15 protein-coding genes and 1 pseudogene are annotated in these 17,008 nt (G+C 38.6%); 7 read left to right on the plus strand and 9 right to left on the minus strand.

Features of this window, described 5'->3' with window-relative positions:
• Window positions 1-152: 152 nt before the first annotated feature.
• The 3 genes from FTT71_RS06205 to mutS all read right to left on the minus strand — a co-directional run bounded on the left by FTT71_RS06205 (window position 153) and on the right by mutS (window position 4,196).
• A complete protein-coding gene (locus FTT71_RS06205; protein WP_168525430.1) occupies window positions 153-872 on the minus strand; it encodes a D-Ala-D-Ala carboxypeptidase family metallohydrolase in 720 nt (239 codons plus the stop codon).
• 141 nt (window positions 873-1,013) lie between these two features.
• Window positions 1,014-1,337 (minus strand): ferredoxin FdxA, encoded by a 324-nt coding sequence (fdxA, locus tag FTT71_RS06210; RefSeq protein ID WP_004973093.1) that lies wholly within the window; start codon window positions 1,335-1,337, stop codon window positions 1,014-1,016.
• A gap of 219 nt (window positions 1,338-1,556) precedes the next feature.
• The gene (gene mutS / locus FTT71_RS06215) at window positions 1,557-4,196 is read right to left on the minus strand and encodes a DNA mismatch repair protein MutS (protein ID WP_180160807.1); all 2,640 of its coding nucleotides are present in this window, start codon (window positions 4,194-4,196) and stop codon (window positions 1,557-1,559) included.
• 232 nt (window positions 4,197-4,428) lie between these two features.
• On the opposite strand from mutS, the gene FTT71_RS06220 reads away from it, so the two are divergent.
• Window positions 4,429-5,766, plus strand: coding sequence for a site-specific integrase (locus FTT71_RS06220; RefSeq protein ID WP_104852155.1), 1,338 nt, complete (start codon window positions 4,429-4,431; stop codon window positions 5,764-5,766).
• Between the two features lie 41 nt (window positions 5,767-5,807).
• Here the strand turns inward: FTT71_RS06220 and FTT71_RS06225 are convergent, their stop codons facing one another.
• Window positions 5,808-6,221, minus strand: a complete 414-nt coding sequence (locus FTT71_RS06225) for a hypothetical protein (RefSeq protein WP_180079924.1) — start codon at window positions 6,219-6,221, stop codon at window positions 5,808-5,810.
• A 56-nt stretch (window positions 6,222-6,277) separates the two neighbouring features.
• Between FTT71_RS06225 and FTT71_RS06230 the strand changes: the two genes are divergently transcribed.
• Window positions 6,278-7,264, plus strand: coding sequence for a hypothetical protein (locus FTT71_RS06230; protein ID WP_180079926.1), 987 nt, complete (start codon window positions 6,278-6,280; stop codon window positions 7,262-7,264).
• Window positions 7,265-7,311: 47 nt separating this feature from the next.
• Here FTT71_RS06230 and FTT71_RS06235 read toward each other — a convergent pair whose 3' ends face one another.
• The 5 genes from FTT71_RS06235 to FTT71_RS06255 form a co-directional block, all read right to left on the minus strand.
• Window positions 7,312-8,190, minus strand: a complete 879-nt coding sequence (locus FTT71_RS06235; RefSeq protein ID WP_179988800.1) for a hydrolase or metal-binding protein — start codon at window positions 8,188-8,190, stop codon at window positions 7,312-7,314.
• A gap of 174 nt (window positions 8,191-8,364) precedes the next feature.
• Window positions 8,365-9,429, minus strand: a complete 1,065-nt coding sequence (locus FTT71_RS06240; protein WP_180079928.1) for a YqaJ viral recombinase family protein — start codon at window positions 9,427-9,429, stop codon at window positions 8,365-8,367.
• A 148-nt stretch (window positions 9,430-9,577) separates the two neighbouring features.
• A complete protein-coding gene (locus FTT71_RS06245; protein WP_180079930.1) occupies window positions 9,578-10,612 on the minus strand; it encodes a DUF932 domain-containing protein in 1,035 nt (344 codons plus the stop codon).
• Between the two features lie 17 nt (window positions 10,613-10,629).
• Window positions 10,630-10,917: a hypothetical protein gene (locus FTT71_RS06250; RefSeq protein WP_180079932.1), complete on the minus strand. Its 288-nt coding sequence runs from the start codon at window positions 10,915-10,917 to the stop codon at window positions 10,630-10,632.
• A gap of 89 nt (window positions 10,918-11,006) precedes the next feature.
• A complete protein-coding gene (locus FTT71_RS06255; RefSeq protein WP_180079934.1) occupies window positions 11,007-12,296 on the minus strand; it encodes a hypothetical protein in 1,290 nt (429 codons plus the stop codon).
• 86 nt (window positions 12,297-12,382) lie between these two features.
• Between FTT71_RS06255 and FTT71_RS06260 the strand changes: the two genes are divergently transcribed.
• The 5 genes and pseudogenes from FTT71_RS06260 to FTT71_RS13425 form a co-directional block, all read left to right on the plus strand.
• A complete protein-coding gene (locus FTT71_RS06260; protein WP_180079936.1) occupies window positions 12,383-12,598 on the plus strand; it encodes an AlpA family transcriptional regulator in 216 nt (71 codons plus the stop codon).
• Window positions 12,599-12,812: 214 nt separating this feature from the next.
• Window positions 12,813-13,850, plus strand: a complete 1,038-nt coding sequence (locus FTT71_RS06265) for an inovirus-type Gp2 protein (RefSeq protein WP_180079938.1) — start codon at window positions 12,813-12,815, stop codon at window positions 13,848-13,850.
• Window positions 13,851-13,929: 79 nt separating this feature from the next.
• The gene (locus tag FTT71_RS06270; RefSeq protein WP_180079939.1) at window positions 13,930-14,934 is read left to right on the plus strand and encodes a hypothetical protein; all 1,005 of its coding nucleotides are present in this window, start codon (window positions 13,930-13,932) and stop codon (window positions 14,932-14,934) included.
• Between the two features lie 191 nt (window positions 14,935-15,125).
• Window positions 15,126-16,694 (plus strand): type I restriction-modification system subunit M, encoded by a 1,569-nt coding sequence (locus tag FTT71_RS06275; RefSeq protein ID WP_180160808.1) that lies wholly within the window; start codon window positions 15,126-15,128, stop codon window positions 16,692-16,694.
• Window positions 16,694-16,861: pseudogene (locus tag FTT71_RS13425) on the plus strand (restriction endonuclease subunit S); the annotation flags it as partial. The gene FTT71_RS06275 and the pseudogene FTT71_RS13425, both read left to right, overlap by 1 nt.
• Window positions 16,862-17,008 lie beyond the last annotated feature (147 nt).

A 17,008-nucleotide genomic window follows, 5' to 3' on the forward strand; every position in this document is an offset into this window, starting at 1 on the left:
CTTTGTTGCGATGTGTGCATTGTAAACTTTTCTGCTTAGAGTGCAATTTATTACGCTGGGTTACTGTTGAATGCGACTGCTTTTAGATGCGACAGATGTAAAAAAGAGGCCAGTGTTGACCTCTTTTAAACATTCATTTGAAACAACAAAAGTTAGAAATTACATATAGATGAATGACGGCTTAAATCAGGCCCCCAAGTACGATAGCCTTGAGTATCAATATGAATTTGACCAGAAGCATATAAGCCCAAACCCATATTTAAACTTTGCCCATATTGATGCCAGAACTGACACAGTCGGTATTTGGTACTTTCAATGTAGGCATAATCTTCGGCATTTGGGAATTGTGGACCAATTCTAAAATCAATCGCAGAGTTGAATAAATGGCGAGAAGAATTTGCTCCGCCTGCACACTGATTCAGTGGTAAATCACGATACACTGAGGTGACTTCAAAGTCGGTTAAAACTTTAGAGGCAACTAAATACTTAAATACGCGTAGGGTTGGTACTTGGTTTTTCCACAATTCACGACTTGGAATCATAAACTGTGAACGTCCACAACGCTGCCAATCTCGCGCAGTACGCATTAATTCAAAACTAGGGATAATATTGCCCACACCATTTTGTTCTAAGAAGCGTTCGTACTCACGGACTTGACGTAAATTGTCACTTACGGCGACCCAAGCATTGTAGGCGTAGGGCACAATTTTCGGTGCTGCCTGTCGTTCGTAGGTAATTTTTTCTTGAGGAATGAAAATTCGTTTTCCATCGGGCGTGGTAATCGTTGTTGTTCTGTCTGGGGTTGAGCTACAAGCCACCAAAAGCATGGGAACAATGCTGAACGAAAACAGCGCCTTGAAAAATTGCTTCATTAGGCAAATCAGATATTTATTTAAAGTGTCCGTATTCTAATCGAAAATACGGGTTAAAATTTGAAAATATTGCAATCAAATGTGTGTTTTAGGTATAAAAAAAGATCAGCACAGGCTGATCTTTTTAAAAACAGGACAAACTTACTTTTCTAAGTATTGTAATTTGTCTGGCTTGCCATTCCATTCTTCACGGTCAGCAGGTTGATCGCCAATTTGTGTAATGTTTGGCCAAGTTTGTGAAAGCTCTGCATTTAGCTCAATAAAGACTTCTTGACCTTCTGGTAATTCATCTTCAGAGAAAATTGCATTTGCAGGACATTCAGGTTCACACAATGCACAGTCAATACATTCGTCTGGATTAATGACAAGGAAGTTTGGACCTTCGTAGAAGCAGTCAACAGGACAAACTTCAACACAATCTTGGTATTTACATTTAATACAGTTTTCAGTGACAACAAATGTCATGGCGACAGCTACCTAAAAATATGGTTCTAATTCAGAATAGTCTATTTTAGGCAAAAAACACTGTAACTAACAATTGCTTTTACTGATATTTGATATAGATAGTGCTACTAAATTTGATAAAAAGTGGGTAAAACCATCAAAAAAACTTATAAATGAAAAAGACTCTCAATTGAGAGTCTTTAGTTTGTTAATTTTTTCTAAAAATCTTAGCGGTTTAAATTAGCTATTCAGTTGCTCTTTTAAAGCATATAACTGATCTAATGCTTGACGTGGAGTCAAATTATCTACATCTATACTGCGCAATAAGTCTAGCGCAGGTGATGGTTTTTCCACTTCAATCACACGTTCAATAATTTCAGCTTCTGCCAAGCTGGTAGCAGGGGCGAATAAATCATCCTGAACGGCCAAATTCACATTTTTAAGCTGCTGCTTTTCTAAAATTCTTAAGCGGTTTTGTGCTTCTTTAATCACATTAGCAGGAATACCTGCCAGTTTTGCGACCTGTAAACCATGACTTTGACTGGCTGGGCCATGTTGAACTTTGTGTAACAAAATTAGGTTTCCGTTCATTTCTTTTGCAGTAACGTGGTAGTTATCTACACCTGATTCTTTGCTTAATTCAGTCAGCTCAAAATAATGCGTTGCAAATAAACATAAACATTTGATGCGCTTGCTTAAATCTAAAACACATGCCCATGCCAAAGATAAACCATCGTAAGTACTGGTGCCCCGACCAACTTCATCCATCAGCACCAAAGATTGCGAGGTGGCATGATGTAAAATTTGTGATGTTTCAGTCATTTCTACCATAAAGGTTGATTTACCCGTAGATAGATCATCCGCAGAGCCAATACGAGTAAATACACGGTCAATAGGGCCTAATACTGCGGCTTGGGCAGGCACATAACTTCCACAATAACCAAGTAGGGCAATCAGTGCCGTTTGACGCATATAGGTTGATTTACCGCCCATATTCGGGCCAGTAATAATTACCAAGCGATGATTGTAGTCCAGCATGGTGTCATTTGGGGTAAAGGCTGTTTTACTCAAGGCTTCAACCACAGGATGACGCCCTGCAGTAATTTTTATGCCTATTTCAGGGCTATATTCAGGACGTGCCCAATTGCGTAAGCGGGCTTGATGGGCAAAGTTAGCCAATAAATCAATTTGTGCAATCGCACTGCTCATCATCTGTAATTGAGCAATGTCTTGGCGTAATTCATCCAGTAGCATTTCAAACAGCATTTTTTCACGTGCCAAAGCTCGAGATTCACTGGAAAGTACTTTATCTTCAAAGCTTTTCAGCTCAGGGGTAATATAGCGCTCTGCATTTTTTAAAGTCTGACGACGAATATAATGCTCGGGTGCTTGCTCGGCTTGGGCTCGGGTCAGTTCAATGTAATAGCCACTGACACGGTTGTAGCCAATTTTTAAAGTTGGAATACCACTTTGTTCACGCTCTTTTATTTCTAAATCAATAAGGAATTGTCCTGCGTGATCTCGAATTTTACGCAGTTCATCCAGTTCATTGTCAAAACCTTCTGCAATGACATTACCATCACGCAATAAAACAGGTGGATTTTCTACAATGGCCTGCATAAGACGTTGATGCAGCCCATGAAAATCACCCAATTCTTCATTCAGGTTTTGAATGAGTTGGGATTGCTGTGCAGAAACAATTGGCTGTAATGCATGGCGTAAATATGGAATTTGCGCACAAGCTTGGCGTAGTTGAACCAAATCACGTGGACGAGCGCTACCCAGTGCGACACGACTTAACACACGTTCAATATCACTAATTTCTTTAAGTACCAAACGTACAGGAGATTCATGATAGCCCTGTAACAAGGATTGAATGGCATCTAAACGTGCATCAAGCAGTGCAGTATCACGCAAAGGTTGCATTAGGGTACGACTAAGCAACCGCCCACCCATGGCAGTTTGGCAGTCATTGATGAGTTGAAATAAAGAAGTCCCATGTTCAAACAATGGTTCAACCAATTCAAGATTGCGACGGGTCACAGGGTCTAGCGCAATAAAATCACTGCTTTGCTCTAACTGAATACTGCGAATATGCGGTAAAGCTGTTTTTTGGGTTTCTTTGGCGTAGTGAATTAGAGCAGCAGCAGCGGCTTTGGCTAAAGGTAGGTGATCAATACCAAAACCTGACAGGGTAGAAACGCTGAATTGATCACACAGGGTTTTTTGTGCATTGTTCAGGTTAAAATCGACATTTGGGCGTTTAGTCACAGGGCAGTCGAGCTGTTTTTTAACCTGTTCAATAATATTTGGATCGACAATATCTTCATCGACCACAATTTCACTTGGCATTAAACGTGAGAGTTCAATTGCGAGTTGTTCAGGTCGATAATCCATTTGCTGAACTTTAAAAATACCTGCACTCAAGTCCAGTAATGCAATGCCAATCTGGTTTTGCTGTAAGCATAAAGCGACCAAATTGGAAGATTGGTGGGTGTTAAGCAAGGCATCATCGGTAAGTGTACCTGGGGTGATAATTCTTACCACACCACGCTCTACAGGGCCTTTACCTGTCACTTCGCCAATTTGCTCACAGATGACCACAGTTTCGCCTTTTTTGACCAAGCGAGCCAGATAACCTTCTGCGGCATGGTACGGCACACCTGCCATTGGAATAGGCTTGCCGCTGGTTTTACCACGATGGGTGAGTGTAATACCTAAAAGCTTGGCGGCTTTGTGTGCATCATCAAAAAATAATTCGTAAAAATCACCCATGCGATAGAACATTAAAGAATGTGGATGTTCCATCTTCACCCGTAAGTATTGCTGCATCATAGGTGTAAGTGATGATAGATCAATACCTGAATTTTCTATGTTCATCTAATAAAAATACCTTTAAAAATAATAAGTTCTTCAATGATAATCATCTGCTTACATTCCTATTGCTGCTTAGGGGTAACAAGCAAGTCTTAAGGAATCCAATGAATAAGTATACCTTTTAGTATACCTTTTATTGGTGTATCTTATTTAAATCCTATCAGCATATGCATGCTGAAAAATCTGAGGGTGATTTTAGCAAAATTACCGAGTGCGAAAAGGTTAGAAGAACTATATGACTGTAAAAGATCCTACTTATACAAAAAAAGTAGCGTTAACTGCTCGAGCTATTGAAAAAATGAAACCTGAAACTTTCTTAGTAGATATTGGTGAAAATGAAGGGTTAAGAGTTAATAAGGGGAAAACAGGTCTGACTTCATTTTCTTATCGCTTCAGAAGTCCTATTGATAACTCGTTAAAGAAAGTAAAAATTGGTATTTACCCAGATATGTCATTGGCTGAAGCTAGATTAGAGCTTCAAAAGATGAAGATCAAACGCAGAGCAGGTATTTGCCCAAGTCAGGAGCTAAAAGATCAGAAGGAACAAAAAAAGATTGAGCAAGAAAAACGAGATGAAACAAATGCCCAATTTACAGTCAAAGAATTGATTGATTTATATTTAACTAATGTAATTGAAGACCGTTATGTTTTAGATAGTAAAACAGGCAGTAAGAAGTTGATTCCAGGAGCGAGAAAACGTAAAGGACAAGATGAAGCTAGAAGAACACTATACGGCGATGCGGTTAGAGTATTAGGGCATATAGCAGCTGATCAAGTGACGCGAAAAGATGTCGTAAATATGATTTCTAAAATTATTGAGCGTGGGGCAAATGTTCAAGCTGGGCGTGTACTAGCAGAATTAACGTTGGCTTATGACTACAGTATAGGATTGGAAAAATTTAAGGATGATTTTGCAAATCCGGCACTTTTGGCTAAATCGAGTTTAAAGCAAAGCAGGGTGAAGTTAACACACAAAAAGGGTAGCCGAGTATTATCAGATAAAGAAATTAAAAAAGTATTGGAATGGCTTCCAACATCAGGTTTCTCAGAAAAAGTTAGGCATATTCTTAGAATTACGTTATGGACTGGGTGCCGTACTGGGGAAGTTTGTGAGTTGAAATGGGCGGACATTGATTTTGAAAAAAATACGTGGCATTTAAAAGGAAGCAAGAATGGTACGGATAGGTATGTCCAACTTTCTAAACAATGCCTTGAATATATAAAAGCATTATCTCGTGAGTCGGACTTTCTTTTTGAATCAAGTATTAAAGGTAGGCCAATTACCCAGAAAATTCTTACAGTGTATAAATGGCAAATGCGACATCCTGAAAAACTTTCATACGCATTACAGCCTGAACAATTGTGGTTGTCCGAAATTGAGGATTGGAGTCCGCACGATTTAAGGCGGACTGTACGTACTGGTCTCTCTAGGTTAAGTTGTCCTGCAGAAATTGCAGAAGCTGTATTAGGGCATTCAAAAAAAGGAATACAAGGTACTTATAATTTGCATGCGTATGAAAAAGAATGTGCGGAATGGTTACAGAAGTGGGCCGACCATTTAGATGCTTTATAAAATAAAAGAGAGCCTCTTCCAGAGGCTCTTATTTTTATATGTTACAAAAATCTTTTGAAATATTGTTCAATAGAGTTTTCATTGGACAATCTTTCTTTAGTGAGTAAATTTTCGACCATACTAATATTATTTACCTTAATGGTTTTTGGTGCGCTTTGCCCTAAACTGATCAACTGAATCCAAAGCTGTTGATGTTCTTCATAGCATTTTACAAGATGACCAGACAGGGTTGTGATTTTATTAAGAGTAGGATCAAAAAACTGAATTTCATGATCAGACTTTAGAGATTTCATATTTGAGGGAGTTGATCCATTCTTGCCTATTAATTTCGTAGATTGCTTGGGTTTAGATGAATTGGCGAAGTTCATTAAAGTCATAAAGATAAAGCGAATACCATAAAAAAGCACGCTAATAAAGAAAAAGAATACTGCAATCCAAAAAATAGCTTTTAACACGATTGACCCCTCTAATAAATTGATAAATTTTGTTATGCTACTAAGATGAATAATAAATGAGATTTAAGAAAATGATATCTAATAAGTTTCCAGATGTGATTTTTGTCGCATCAAACGAAATGGTAGAAGAATTATTTAAGAAAAAATATCCTAAACTAGTAAAGGAATCTGAACCAAAAACAGATGGATTCTTTTCTAGATTTAATCAGAAATTGAATGAAAGAAGTAGTATGGCAGTAGGGTTGATAGGAGCAAGTATTCATAAAGCTACAAATAAAGAAAGCACTAAAGACGTTTTAACACATGCTGAAGAAATTTCAGCAGAGTTGATGAAATATACCAATAATACGACAGTGAAAAATACAAAGCCAGCTCTTGTTTATAGCGTTGAAGATAAAGCAAGTATTATTTTGAAAGGGATGAAACTTCCTACTGAAGTAACTTATGTATCTTTAGAAGATGCAAAAAAATTAAAAATTCCCAAAGAAGATAAGTTGACTGAAAATAGCTTTTTTATCAAGCATCCTCATATTAAAGACCTTTACATTAGACCAGAAAACTTCCAAATCGAATTAGCAAAAGCAAAAGAAAATGTATATATCCAATTAGCAATAGCTTTTGGTGCTAAAGAAATTCGTTTAGTGACTAATTCCCTTAATCATTCAAATAAAAAACTAAAATCAAATATTCCCTTACCTCAATACGGGCTACTAAGTGGCTTTGATGTGTCTTTTGATACCACTACAAATCAATATCGATCAACAGTAAGAGAATTTGATCCAACTGATCATGAGCCGTATATTCCAAGTGATTTACAGGAGTGGGTAGATCAAGATATGGAATTGCAAACTATGTGGGATGGTAGAAAAGATGGTAAACGGCAAAAGACACATACCATGAAATTACATTATTTTAATGATACGAATGGTAGTGTACAAGTCGCTGTATCTTTACTTAATATTTTGAAACAGGAATTTAATGCGAAAATGACGCAACAAAAATTTGAGGCAACAACAGTTTTACTTAAGATTGATTATCATTAATAATAGCTGATATTGCCTAATAAGACCCATCTTTGATGGGCCTTTTTTTATGCCACTTTTTCTACAGTTTGCCTGAGAGTGTTTGATATGGCGTAACTATTTTCTGGATATTCCGAGTTTTCATCTAGAGGGTAAAACTCATCGATGACATCAGCATCTTCTTCAGAATTAATCTCAAATACAGCATTGGCAAAACCTCGTCTGGCGATATAATCTACAGCCTCCTGATAAAATCCTGCCTGCTTGCTCTGCTCATCAATTTGCTTGGCTTGAGTAATGGCATCATTGAGACTAATCCCATCCCTTAAAGTTAGATCCACGTAATACACCGGCTGACGATAGCTTTGTGTGGTGCTTTTGCCTCTTAAAGTCAGTTGCAAAGGCAAGCAAGAGAGTAAACCTCCTGAAGCTGCGTGGTAATAACTCAGCCGTGCAGCCAAAGTCCGAATACTGTTAAATCCTGTGGTTCTAAAGATGAAGGTGCCAAACTCATCCGAGTCATCTAAATTCACATGCAAGCGTCCATAAGGCTTGCAGTTACCTCCTTGAGCCAACGGACATAAATCTGGTGATGGACAGGGATGTTGCTCTACACCTTGATTAGTTAAACGTTGGCAGGTTTCCCCATTACCGACACAAACTGGGCGCCCAGTCTGACGGTCAAATAGGCTGTATTCTGCACGTAGGTTTAAGTCAGGATCATTGAAGATCATTCTGACAGGGATTGAGCGTAGCTTTTGATTCGGCGTACTGGCTCGAAGCTGTTCATCTAATGGATGTTTGACCCATCCCTCTTTGCTTTGGATCTGGGAAGTAATGGTGAACTGATCATCTTTTTCCGGTAGGCGTTTGCCATTCTTTTCTACTACCCGACCAATACTGATACGCCCTAGAGCTGGTGGTGTAATCGCTAAACCTTTAATCATTTTATTTTCCTCAATTTGATTTTGTACAGATCATCTAGCTTTATGTAGATCACCTGATTCAAGAAATATGTATATAGCTCGATACAAAAGCCGCCACCGTTTACCCTCTATTCCTAGCGAATGGAGGGCGGGGAGCGGTTTTTGTGCATCGCTATTTAAATGGGCTGAAACAGGCTAATCGGTATAGATGTTGAATCGACGACCGCCTTGCTTCTGAAGTGGATAAAGCTCAATGAGTTCAGGCTGATGCTGAAGCAATGCCTTGGTATTCAGACTGATGGAGTCCTTGGCTTTCTTCCAGACCACCGAGCCATGAGCAAAGGTGGCTCGTTCAGCATCTTTCATCAGCATTTGGATGTGATGCTTCAACTGGTCAAAGCGTTCCTGCTTATGCTGAATCTCTTCCTTCATTTTGATGAGCTGATCGAACATCAAATTGGCATTTTCATTTTGCGAGAAATCTTCAACAGTCAAGGGTACATGCGCTGGATAGAGTTGCTGAATCGCTTTGGCTGCGGATTCACTGGCATCGACTGATGGCGGAGTATTCGTTTCCACACATTCCCAGAAATAACGCTCTGCCTGAATGATGTGTTGAATCACTGATTCAGACCGTGTCACTTTGAAGATTTTGGTTTCATGCCCACAGATCAGAACACAGACATGTGCAGCCTGTTTGCCTGTTACCGCTAGTTGGTGTTGCACCTGACACAGCACGTATAAAGGCACACCATCTCGCCACAATTTTGCTCCATGCTCACCTGCGGTTTTGCATTCCAGGATCTGAACGTCCTCACTACCCACGACCGCATAGTCCAGATTTGCCAACATAAACGATTTATCCGGATCGGGATGCTGAAGCACGGCATTGACTCGTCTCACTTTATTATTGGTATGCAGGCTGTAGTATTCCGCTACCAGTGGCTCTAGCTGTTTACCCCAATACAACGGTGCAACGCCTGAGCTGTCATCATCAACGTTCTGCTGAGTTCGACCAGTTTTAATCATCCACAGTTCCAGCATCGACATGTAGGGATTCAATCCACATGCGGTTGCGGCATCACTACTGCCAATGCCTTGCTTACGCACTTCTAGCCATTCTTGGTAATCCATGTTTTTGGTATTGGCTAAACGTTTGGCTGTCGCTGTTCGTTTAGCTACGGTATTTGATTCATTCATCTCATTCGAAATCGGGAAATGAGGGAGTTGAGAGGTATTTATCGGTGCAATCTGATTCATACTTTGATCCTTATAAATAGTGAGGTCTGTAAAATTTTCGGCATAAAAAAAGCCACATCTGGAGATGTGGCAAAAGGGGGGTTCTCTGGAGAAGGATCATCTGCATGACCCTTGACCATTATTGTAATAGCACTGGCTTAAATGAAACTTAAACCACTAAGCGAAGCGCCTGTTCTAGTCCACGCTGCTTTAACGCAGCACCTGCACCAAACCAAGCAGAGTCCAGACGATGATCGGTACTCATGGCACGACGTTCATGGTCAGCAAACTCTGTAATACTGCACAGTAGACCATAAGCAGTATCTTTGGCTGAGCTGAGTTCTGCACCTCGCCCCTGTCCATTAAACATGTTCATGACTTTAGTCATGGCACGTCCATTCGGTTCAGGCTTTTCTTTGGTTGGAGTTGGAGTAGCGATATTGCGATAGAATTGAATGATGTTCTCCTCCTGATCAGCAGCACTCATGTTGGTATTGTTAAACACCGCATCAAAATAAGCAGCCGCTTCGCCTTGGGTGACTTTACGCTGACTCAGCTGTTTCATTTCATACATGTGTTCATCCCATGCACGAACTGAGATGCCCAATTGTTGTTTGACCTTATCCGCATCAAACTTAGTGCTGTGTGGCACTTTGACTACACCTGCACTGCTGCTTTGTCCACGTAGGGCAATCGCTAAGGTGTTATTACACACCACACGGATATTGGTGAACTGTGCTGTGGTGGCCAACGTACCATCACAGGCGGTTGCCAATAAAATATAACCATTGCTGACATCCTTGCCCTTGAGTGCTGTGCTTTGTCCAGTACGTGCCAATGCCCAGAACTTCTTCCCACCTTTGAGTACACCTGCGGTTTCCAGCTCAAAGCCAGATTGCTCAGTCAGATCCCGGTAGAACTCCAGAATCTCTTTGGGCTGCACTTCCTGATAACGCTGACTGACCACAGACAAGGGAGCATGAGTATCGGAACGATACAGCACTCGCTGTTCTTCATACGGCATGATGATGCTTTGCCCACGTTCATTCTGTGCCATGTAACTGACATTCGAGGATTCGATGCGCCAATCCATACCTGCTTGCTGGGCCCAGATTTCAATCGGCTGATTTTGAGTGAGTTGATTACCTAAGCCATGCCAAGGGGTATCACCGACATAAGCCATTTGTTCAAGTTGATGTGCCATATTTATACCTATTATTGTTAATTGATTTGAAAAGTTAAATTGCAGTCATTACAGGTGTAAGACTTCTCGTTTTGTACGAAAGGAGATCCAGAATGCTTATGTAAATAATAATTAAGTACATAGCCTAAGCTGGCTCCTGTAATTTCTCCAATTACAGGAGGAATTCTGTAAGCTTTAGCTAATTCTTTGCCAATGAAGATAAGTGTTGGTTGTGACCAGATTTGGCTTGGGGCTTGGTTAGATCTTTTTGGAGCTAATCCAAGAAAAGTTATTTCTTTACTATGACAAGCAGGGCAAGTCGTCATATGGACACCTCTAAAATTAAAAAAGGTCTGCTGAGCAGACCTTATGGGTAATTATCATTTTTGTAATATGTATCTGAAATATATTGGAATTATTGGAAAGCCATTCTAATTTTGTTGAGGTCTAAATATTTGATTTTGAAATCTAGCAAATTTTTATCTAGGGCTTGTCGATTAAACTCTTTAATCAGTAAGTGGTCATTTGTTAAACAGGTTAATTGATTAATAGTTCTGGCATTCCTTTTTAAATCACATTTATAAGGTTGCATAAATTTAGATAACTTATCCGTTATGGATTTTTTTGAAAAATCGTTTTTAAGATTATTCCAAACTTCAGACTCAGAAGAACGTTCTAAAAGTTCTTTTAAATCAATAAGATGATCATCCAAACTATATTCAGGATTTATATTTTTACATCTGTAATACTTAATGCCAATCAATGAGTAAAGTTGGGAAAGGATCCTATCATTGTCGGATGAGGCATTTTCAATTGAGTCTAGGTCATTTAAGAATCTTCGAATAATATTTTCATTACGCAAAACATTTTTAAATGTATCCTCTGAATGCTCTGCGATATATCTATCAAGAAACATTCGATTCTCGAGATATTGAATTAAAAAGCTGACGAAGATGTCTGGGAGATTAGATGGTTCTTCATTAAGACGCAAATTCAAGCTTATATAATCATTACGGATTTCTTCATCATTAAAGACTTGAGATATATTTTTGACTTCTATAAATGATGTAGATGTATTGAGTGTATTTGGCACATGATATTTATACAAAAGGCTTTGTTTTAAATAAGAAATTTGTTCTATTCGCTGTTGACTTAACTGATTTTCGTCGTCGGTATTTTTTAAAAAATTAATATAATATTGAATATCAAAAGTGTCTCGAATCAAGCTATCAAGGTCATTATGACTAATAAGATCGCTTATAGAGTAAGTTGATGAAAAATAGTAATAATCAATTCCATAGGTATTCGCACACTCAAGAATATCTGTAAAAATATCAGACAAACTTTCTAAAAAAATAGTAAATTTTTGAAAGTTAATACCACTCATGGTTAGTTTTTCTTCAGAAGTATTTAAAAAGCTGGTCTGAAAATAGCCAAAGCAAACATCTATCAATTTCAGGTCAGAAATAACATTACTAATCAATTCACTACGTAATCCTTCTGCTTCCGGCTCAATACTAAAATGATTCGGTATCTCTAGAAATCTTTTTATTCTTTCAACTATCAATTCTTCTGAATGTAGGAGCTTTTCAAAGAGCAGTGGATATGTCAACTCAAATTGAAATTTAAGAATTTCTAAATTGGTGATTCGTCTAAGAGTTGGATGTGTCTTACTTTGTAATGATGAAAAACTAACGGTAGGCATAATATCAATATTTCTAGGATGGTTTGGGTACAGCTTGGAAAAATGAAAGTGCATTCTATTCCTAAGAGTTATCGAAGGAGCCTAGCATGAATTCAATTTCTGATTTCAAAATTGTAAGACGTAAAGAGCTTGAACAATTAAGTGGTCTTAGCCGGTCAACAATTTACGACAAAATGAATCCAAAATCATCTCGCTATGATAAGGACTTTCCTAAGCCAGTCAAACTAAGTTTGAATGCGGTGGGATGGTTTGAACAGGATATCCATCGCTGGTTAAAAACTAGGAGTTTAGCCCAGTACTAAATAGGATAACTTTCCAACGAGTTAACCATATAAATGCCCAGCTATCTAAGCGATTAAGCTCACCAATGCATTGTTCAGCCAATGAGCAGACTTTAGGTACTTAATAATATTAAGGGTTTATATATCTTCTATTAATTATACACATGAGCCTTCTAAGAAATAGGTATAGCCCACAAGCTATACCTTCAGGGAGAACTCATGTCTGGAAAAAGTAATGACTATGAGTAAAAATGACAAAATCATATCGCAATTTGAAACATCAGACACTGCTTCCTATCTTTTAGAACAAGCGGATAAGGACTACTCTAAACTTGAGACGTTAATTGATCTTATTGTTGACAATAAGATTTCTAGTGCTTTTCCTAAATTACAGACAGGGCGGTTTAAAAAAGCGGACCCTTTGGTTAGAAATCTGTTATCTCAATGTCCAGATCCCGATGATTTGACTGAATTAGCGATTAATAATGAATATACTCAAGTGTATATGCGAGCATATGAAGAAATATTAAAACCTATAAATTTTGAACCACGCTATTTTAAAAATTTTCAAGCAAATGATGTTCTCCCCATCGCGGGAGAACCTATTATCTTTGCAGATCTAGCAAATGCTTTTGTTTCTAAAATTTTTTCAGGCACCCTGGAAGATGAATTTATTCAGGCACAGAGCAATCGATTTGAAAGATTAAAACATCAAGAAGCGCGTGCTATTCAGTTGCTAAACAAGCTTAGAGTTAAATATTCAAAGTTACTAGTCTTGCGTCTTGATTTTGCAATTGCGAAAAAATGTAGAAATCTTTCTGAAGATTTGAATCTGATCAGAAAGATGTTTAAGAAATTTTTGAAATCAAGATTTTCAATAAATCAGCGACCTATTGGTTATATTTGGAAACTAGAATACGGCGTTAATAAAGGCTATCACTATCATACTATTTTTTTCTTAGATGGTAATAAACATCAAAAAGACGAGATTATAGCTGACCAGTTCGGCAAGAAATGGGAACAACTTACTGAGTATAAGGGAAGTTACTACAGCTGTAATGGTTCAAAAGAACGCTATAAACATTTAGCTATTGGAATGTTACATCATGATGATGAAAAAGCTCATAGTGCATTAGAGTCACTAGTTATCAAATATTTGACTAAAGATAAGCAACACGCGTTTATTCCCAGTGGTAGTAGGCTAAAAACATTTGGTACAAGTCAGATGCCAGCAAGTAAACGTAAATCAGGCCGCCCTCGTAGAGGGACATAAATCTACATATCACCGAAGTTATACCTGCTCATTCACCTGATGAGCAGGGCACTAAAAAAATACATATCAGAGCCTATATATGAATACATACGCAGCACTATCGCCACAGAGCAAAGTAATTCCCGTTCCTGTAAATTGTGTTTCACCACAACAAGCTTTGGTGCTTACAGAAGCACTCAAGCTATTTAAAAAAATCACCTCGCCATCTGCTCAAGTTTTAAGGGTAAATTCAAATAGTAACAATTGCTTAGGATATCTTTCCACTGACCTGTTGAATCATTTTATGTACGTAGGTCGGCATTACTTTGACTGCTTTGATTCACAGTTAGGTGAAGGGCATATTTTTGATCCACAAGTACAAAAAGTATTTCAATGTTTCAGAGAATGCTTTGGGCTAATTAGAAGTTTGCCCCTATCGGTTCAATGTCAAAAAGATGATCTGCATTTCAGAAGTATCATGCTGATTGAGCGGTGTTGGAATGAGTTACGTGGTAGGGCATTAGTTGACGAAAAAACGATGACTAAAGCAATTTTAAAAACTTATCAACAGGTAAAAGATCAACAAAACAGGGTTAATCGATTTGTTGCCAGACTTTTACGTGAGCATAAACAGATCCGCATTCATCAGGTAGATTTCAAGTTTGATGCCATTTACCGACGTACGAGTATTCCACTACAGCCTAAAGATGAGCAGCAGTTTGCAGTGGTTGTACGGAAGTTTATCAATATGCTGAAAAAAGAGAATTTAGATAATTTACATGGATTTGCCTATCAAATATCTAAAGATCTCAATGGACAGTATTGCGGTAGAGTATTTGCATTTACTGATGTGGGACACCCTTTGAAGCACCCTACTTTAGATAAACCTTTAAGGTTTAACCTTCTTAGTCAAGAACTATGGGTGGATCTGAAAATAGCTCTTATCTGTGAGCAAGCGTTTTTGGTTGAGCCAAATCAAGTGGTAGGCGCTTCTTGCAGCTATCAAGATTGGTCCAAGTATTTTAAGTCTATTATTGAACCTATGAAAATGCATCATTACTCTTCGAAAGCAATTAGACCTGACTATAAGCTTATGATTTTTTAATTGTTCATCAAAAGTACGATCACTAGAAAACTCCCATCTCTAGTATGGGAGTTTTATTTTTATGACTTTCTGTCCATAAGTTCAAGTAAAGCGACAAATAATGTCCTTTTCCACCTTTTTACTGCTGCATGTTTTAGAATTTTAGGTAAAATCATTTTATTAATGATTTACTTATTTGGACTTCTATAACAATGACCCAAGTACAACTGCAACAATTACAAAAACAACTTTGGAATATTGCCAATACTTTGCGTGGCACCATGGGCGCTGATGAATTCCGTGATTACATTCTGGGTTTTATTTTCTTTAAATATTTATCGGAAAAGTCGGTGAACTTTGCCAATGAATTGCTCGATGGCGAAGACCTCAGCTTTTTAGAGTTAGATGAAAATAATCCTGAGCATGTGCCATACATCGAAGAAATTAAAAAGAATGCCATTGCCGAAGTCGGTTATGCGCTCACACCAAAACAGCTATTCCATACCTTAGCCGAGCGTGGTCGTCAGGGCGAATTCATTTTGGATGATTTAACTGCGACCTTAAAATCAATTGAACAAAGCACTTTAGGCACCGACTCTGCCGATGACTTTGCCAACCTGTTTGAAGATTTGGATCTAAACTCGACCAAGCTTGGCAATAATGCCAGTGACCGTAATGCACTGGTGGCGAAAGTCCTCAGTCATTTAGATGATATTGATTTTGATATTAGTAATACCGAAGCCGATGTACTGGGTGATGCTTACGAATATCTGATTGGTGAGTTTGCCTCAGGTGCGGGCAAAAAAGCGGGTGAATTCTATACCCCGCAAACGGTATCGACTTTACTGGCCAAGATTGTCACCCAAGGCAAAGACCGTTTACGTTCAGTCTATGACCCGACTTGTGGTTCAGGTTCTTTGTTACTACGGGTAAAACGTGAAGTTAAAGATGTCGATATGATTTACGGTCAGGAAATGAACCGTACTACCTACAACTTGGCACGCATGAACATGATTCTGCATGATGTGCATTTTGCCAAGTTCGACATTAAGCAGGAAAATACTTTAACCCGTCCGCAGCATTTAGATAAAAAGTTTGATGCGGTGGTGGCGAATCCGCCATTCTCTGCAAAATGGTCTGCCGATCCGTTATTTTTACAAGATGAACGCTTTGCTGCGTATGGCAAACTGGCGCCAAGTTCTAAAGCCGATATGGCGTTTGTACAGCACATGCTGTATCAACTGGATGACAACGGCACCATGGCAGTGGTGTTACCGCATGGCGTCTTGTTCCGTGGTTCGAGTGAGGGCATGATTCGTCAGTACCTGATTGAACAGATGAACGTGGTGGATGCGATTATTGGTCTACCCGCCAATATTTTCTATGGCACGTCTATTCCGACCTGTATTTTGGTGTTGAAGAAAAACCGTGAGCAAAGCGGCAATATTCTGTTTATTGATGCCAGCAATGATTTTGAAAAGCAGAAGAATCAAAACAAGTTATTGCCTGAGCATTTGGATAAGATTGTTGCGGCATTTGAAAAGCGTGAAAATATTGAAAAGTATGCGCATGTGGCGACCTTGCAGGAAGTGAAAGATAACGATTACAACCTGAATATTCCGCGTTATGTGGATACTTTTGAAGCGGAAGCCGAAATTGATTTAGATGCGATTGCCAAACAGCTTCAAGCTTTGGAACAAGACAGCCAAAAAACCGATGCCATCATTGCAGATTTTTGCAAAGAGCTTGGCATTGTTTCACCGTTTGCGGGGGTGAAGTAATGGCTACACCAAAGTTACGATTTAAAGAGTTTGGTGGGGATTGGGAACTCGATCTTTTAGGTAATCTCGTTCAGATCAAAAGTGGTTACTCACCAAGTAAATATGAACTGGATAAAAGTGGGGAAATGCCATTTTTAAAAGTCGAAGAACTAAACAATTGTGATAAATATCAAGAATATTCAAGATTTTATACTGAAAGAAATTCCGATGCGGTTCCTAGTAAAAGTGTCGTTTTTCCCAAAAGAGGAGCAGCTATCCTAAATAATAAAGTTCGTATACTGCGAGTAGATGCTTTATTAGATAGCAACCTTATG

It is taken from the genome of Acinetobacter sp. YH01004 (assembly GCF_013420455.1).
In the GTDB taxonomy this organism is placed as follows: domain Bacteria; phylum Pseudomonadota; class Gammaproteobacteria; order Pseudomonadales; family Moraxellaceae; genus Acinetobacter; species Acinetobacter towneri.

What these genes read in the sequence shown, in the direction of transcription:
- FTT71_RS06270 (WP_180079939.1), top strand. Translation starts at nt 13,930, where the DNA reads ATGAATACATACGCAGCACTATCGCCACAGAGCAAAGTAATTCCCGTT.
- FTT71_RS06235 (WP_179988800.1), bottom strand. Translation starts at nt 8,190, where the DNA reads ATGATTAAAGGTTTAGCGATTACACCACCAGCTCTAGGGCGTATCAGT.
- fdxA (WP_004973093.1), bottom strand. Translation starts at nt 1,337, where the DNA reads ATGACATTTGTTGTCACTGAAAACTGTATTAAATGTAAATACCAAGAT.
- FTT71_RS06265 (WP_180079938.1), top strand. Translation starts at nt 12,813, where the DNA reads ATGACTATGAGTAAAAATGACAAAATCATATCGCAATTTGAAACATCA.
- mutS (WP_180160807.1), bottom strand. Translation starts at nt 4,196, where the DNA reads ATGAACATAGAAAATTCAGGTATTGATCTATCATCACTTACACCTATG.
- FTT71_RS06240 (WP_180079928.1), bottom strand. Translation starts at nt 9,429, where the DNA reads ATGAATCAGATTGCACCGATAAATACCTCTCAACTCCCTCATTTCCCG.
- FTT71_RS06275 (WP_180160808.1), top strand. Translation starts at nt 15,126, where the DNA reads ATGACCCAAGTACAACTGCAACAATTACAAAAACAACTTTGGAATATT.
- FTT71_RS06205 (WP_168525430.1), bottom strand. Translation starts at nt 872, where the DNA reads ATGAAGCAATTTTTCAAGGCGCTGTTTTCGTTCAGCATTGTTCCCATG.
- FTT71_RS06255 (WP_180079934.1), bottom strand. Translation starts at nt 12,296, where the DNA reads ATGCCTACCGTTAGTTTTTCATCATTACAAAGTAAGACACATCCAACT.
- FTT71_RS06250 (WP_180079932.1), bottom strand. Translation starts at nt 10,917, where the DNA reads ATGACGACTTGCCCTGCTTGTCATAGTAAAGAAATAACTTTTCTTGGA.
- FTT71_RS06230 (WP_180079926.1), top strand. Translation starts at nt 6,278, where the DNA reads ATGAGATTTAAGAAAATGATATCTAATAAGTTTCCAGATGTGATTTTT.
- FTT71_RS06245 (WP_180079930.1), bottom strand. Translation starts at nt 10,612, where the DNA reads ATGGCACATCAACTTGAACAAATGGCTTATGTCGGTGATACCCCTTGG.
- FTT71_RS06260 (WP_180079936.1), top strand. Translation starts at nt 12,383, where the DNA reads ATGAATTCAATTTCTGATTTCAAAATTGTAAGACGTAAAGAGCTTGAA.
- FTT71_RS06220 (WP_104852155.1), top strand. Translation starts at nt 4,429, where the DNA reads ATGACTGTAAAAGATCCTACTTATACAAAAAAAGTAGCGTTAACTGCT.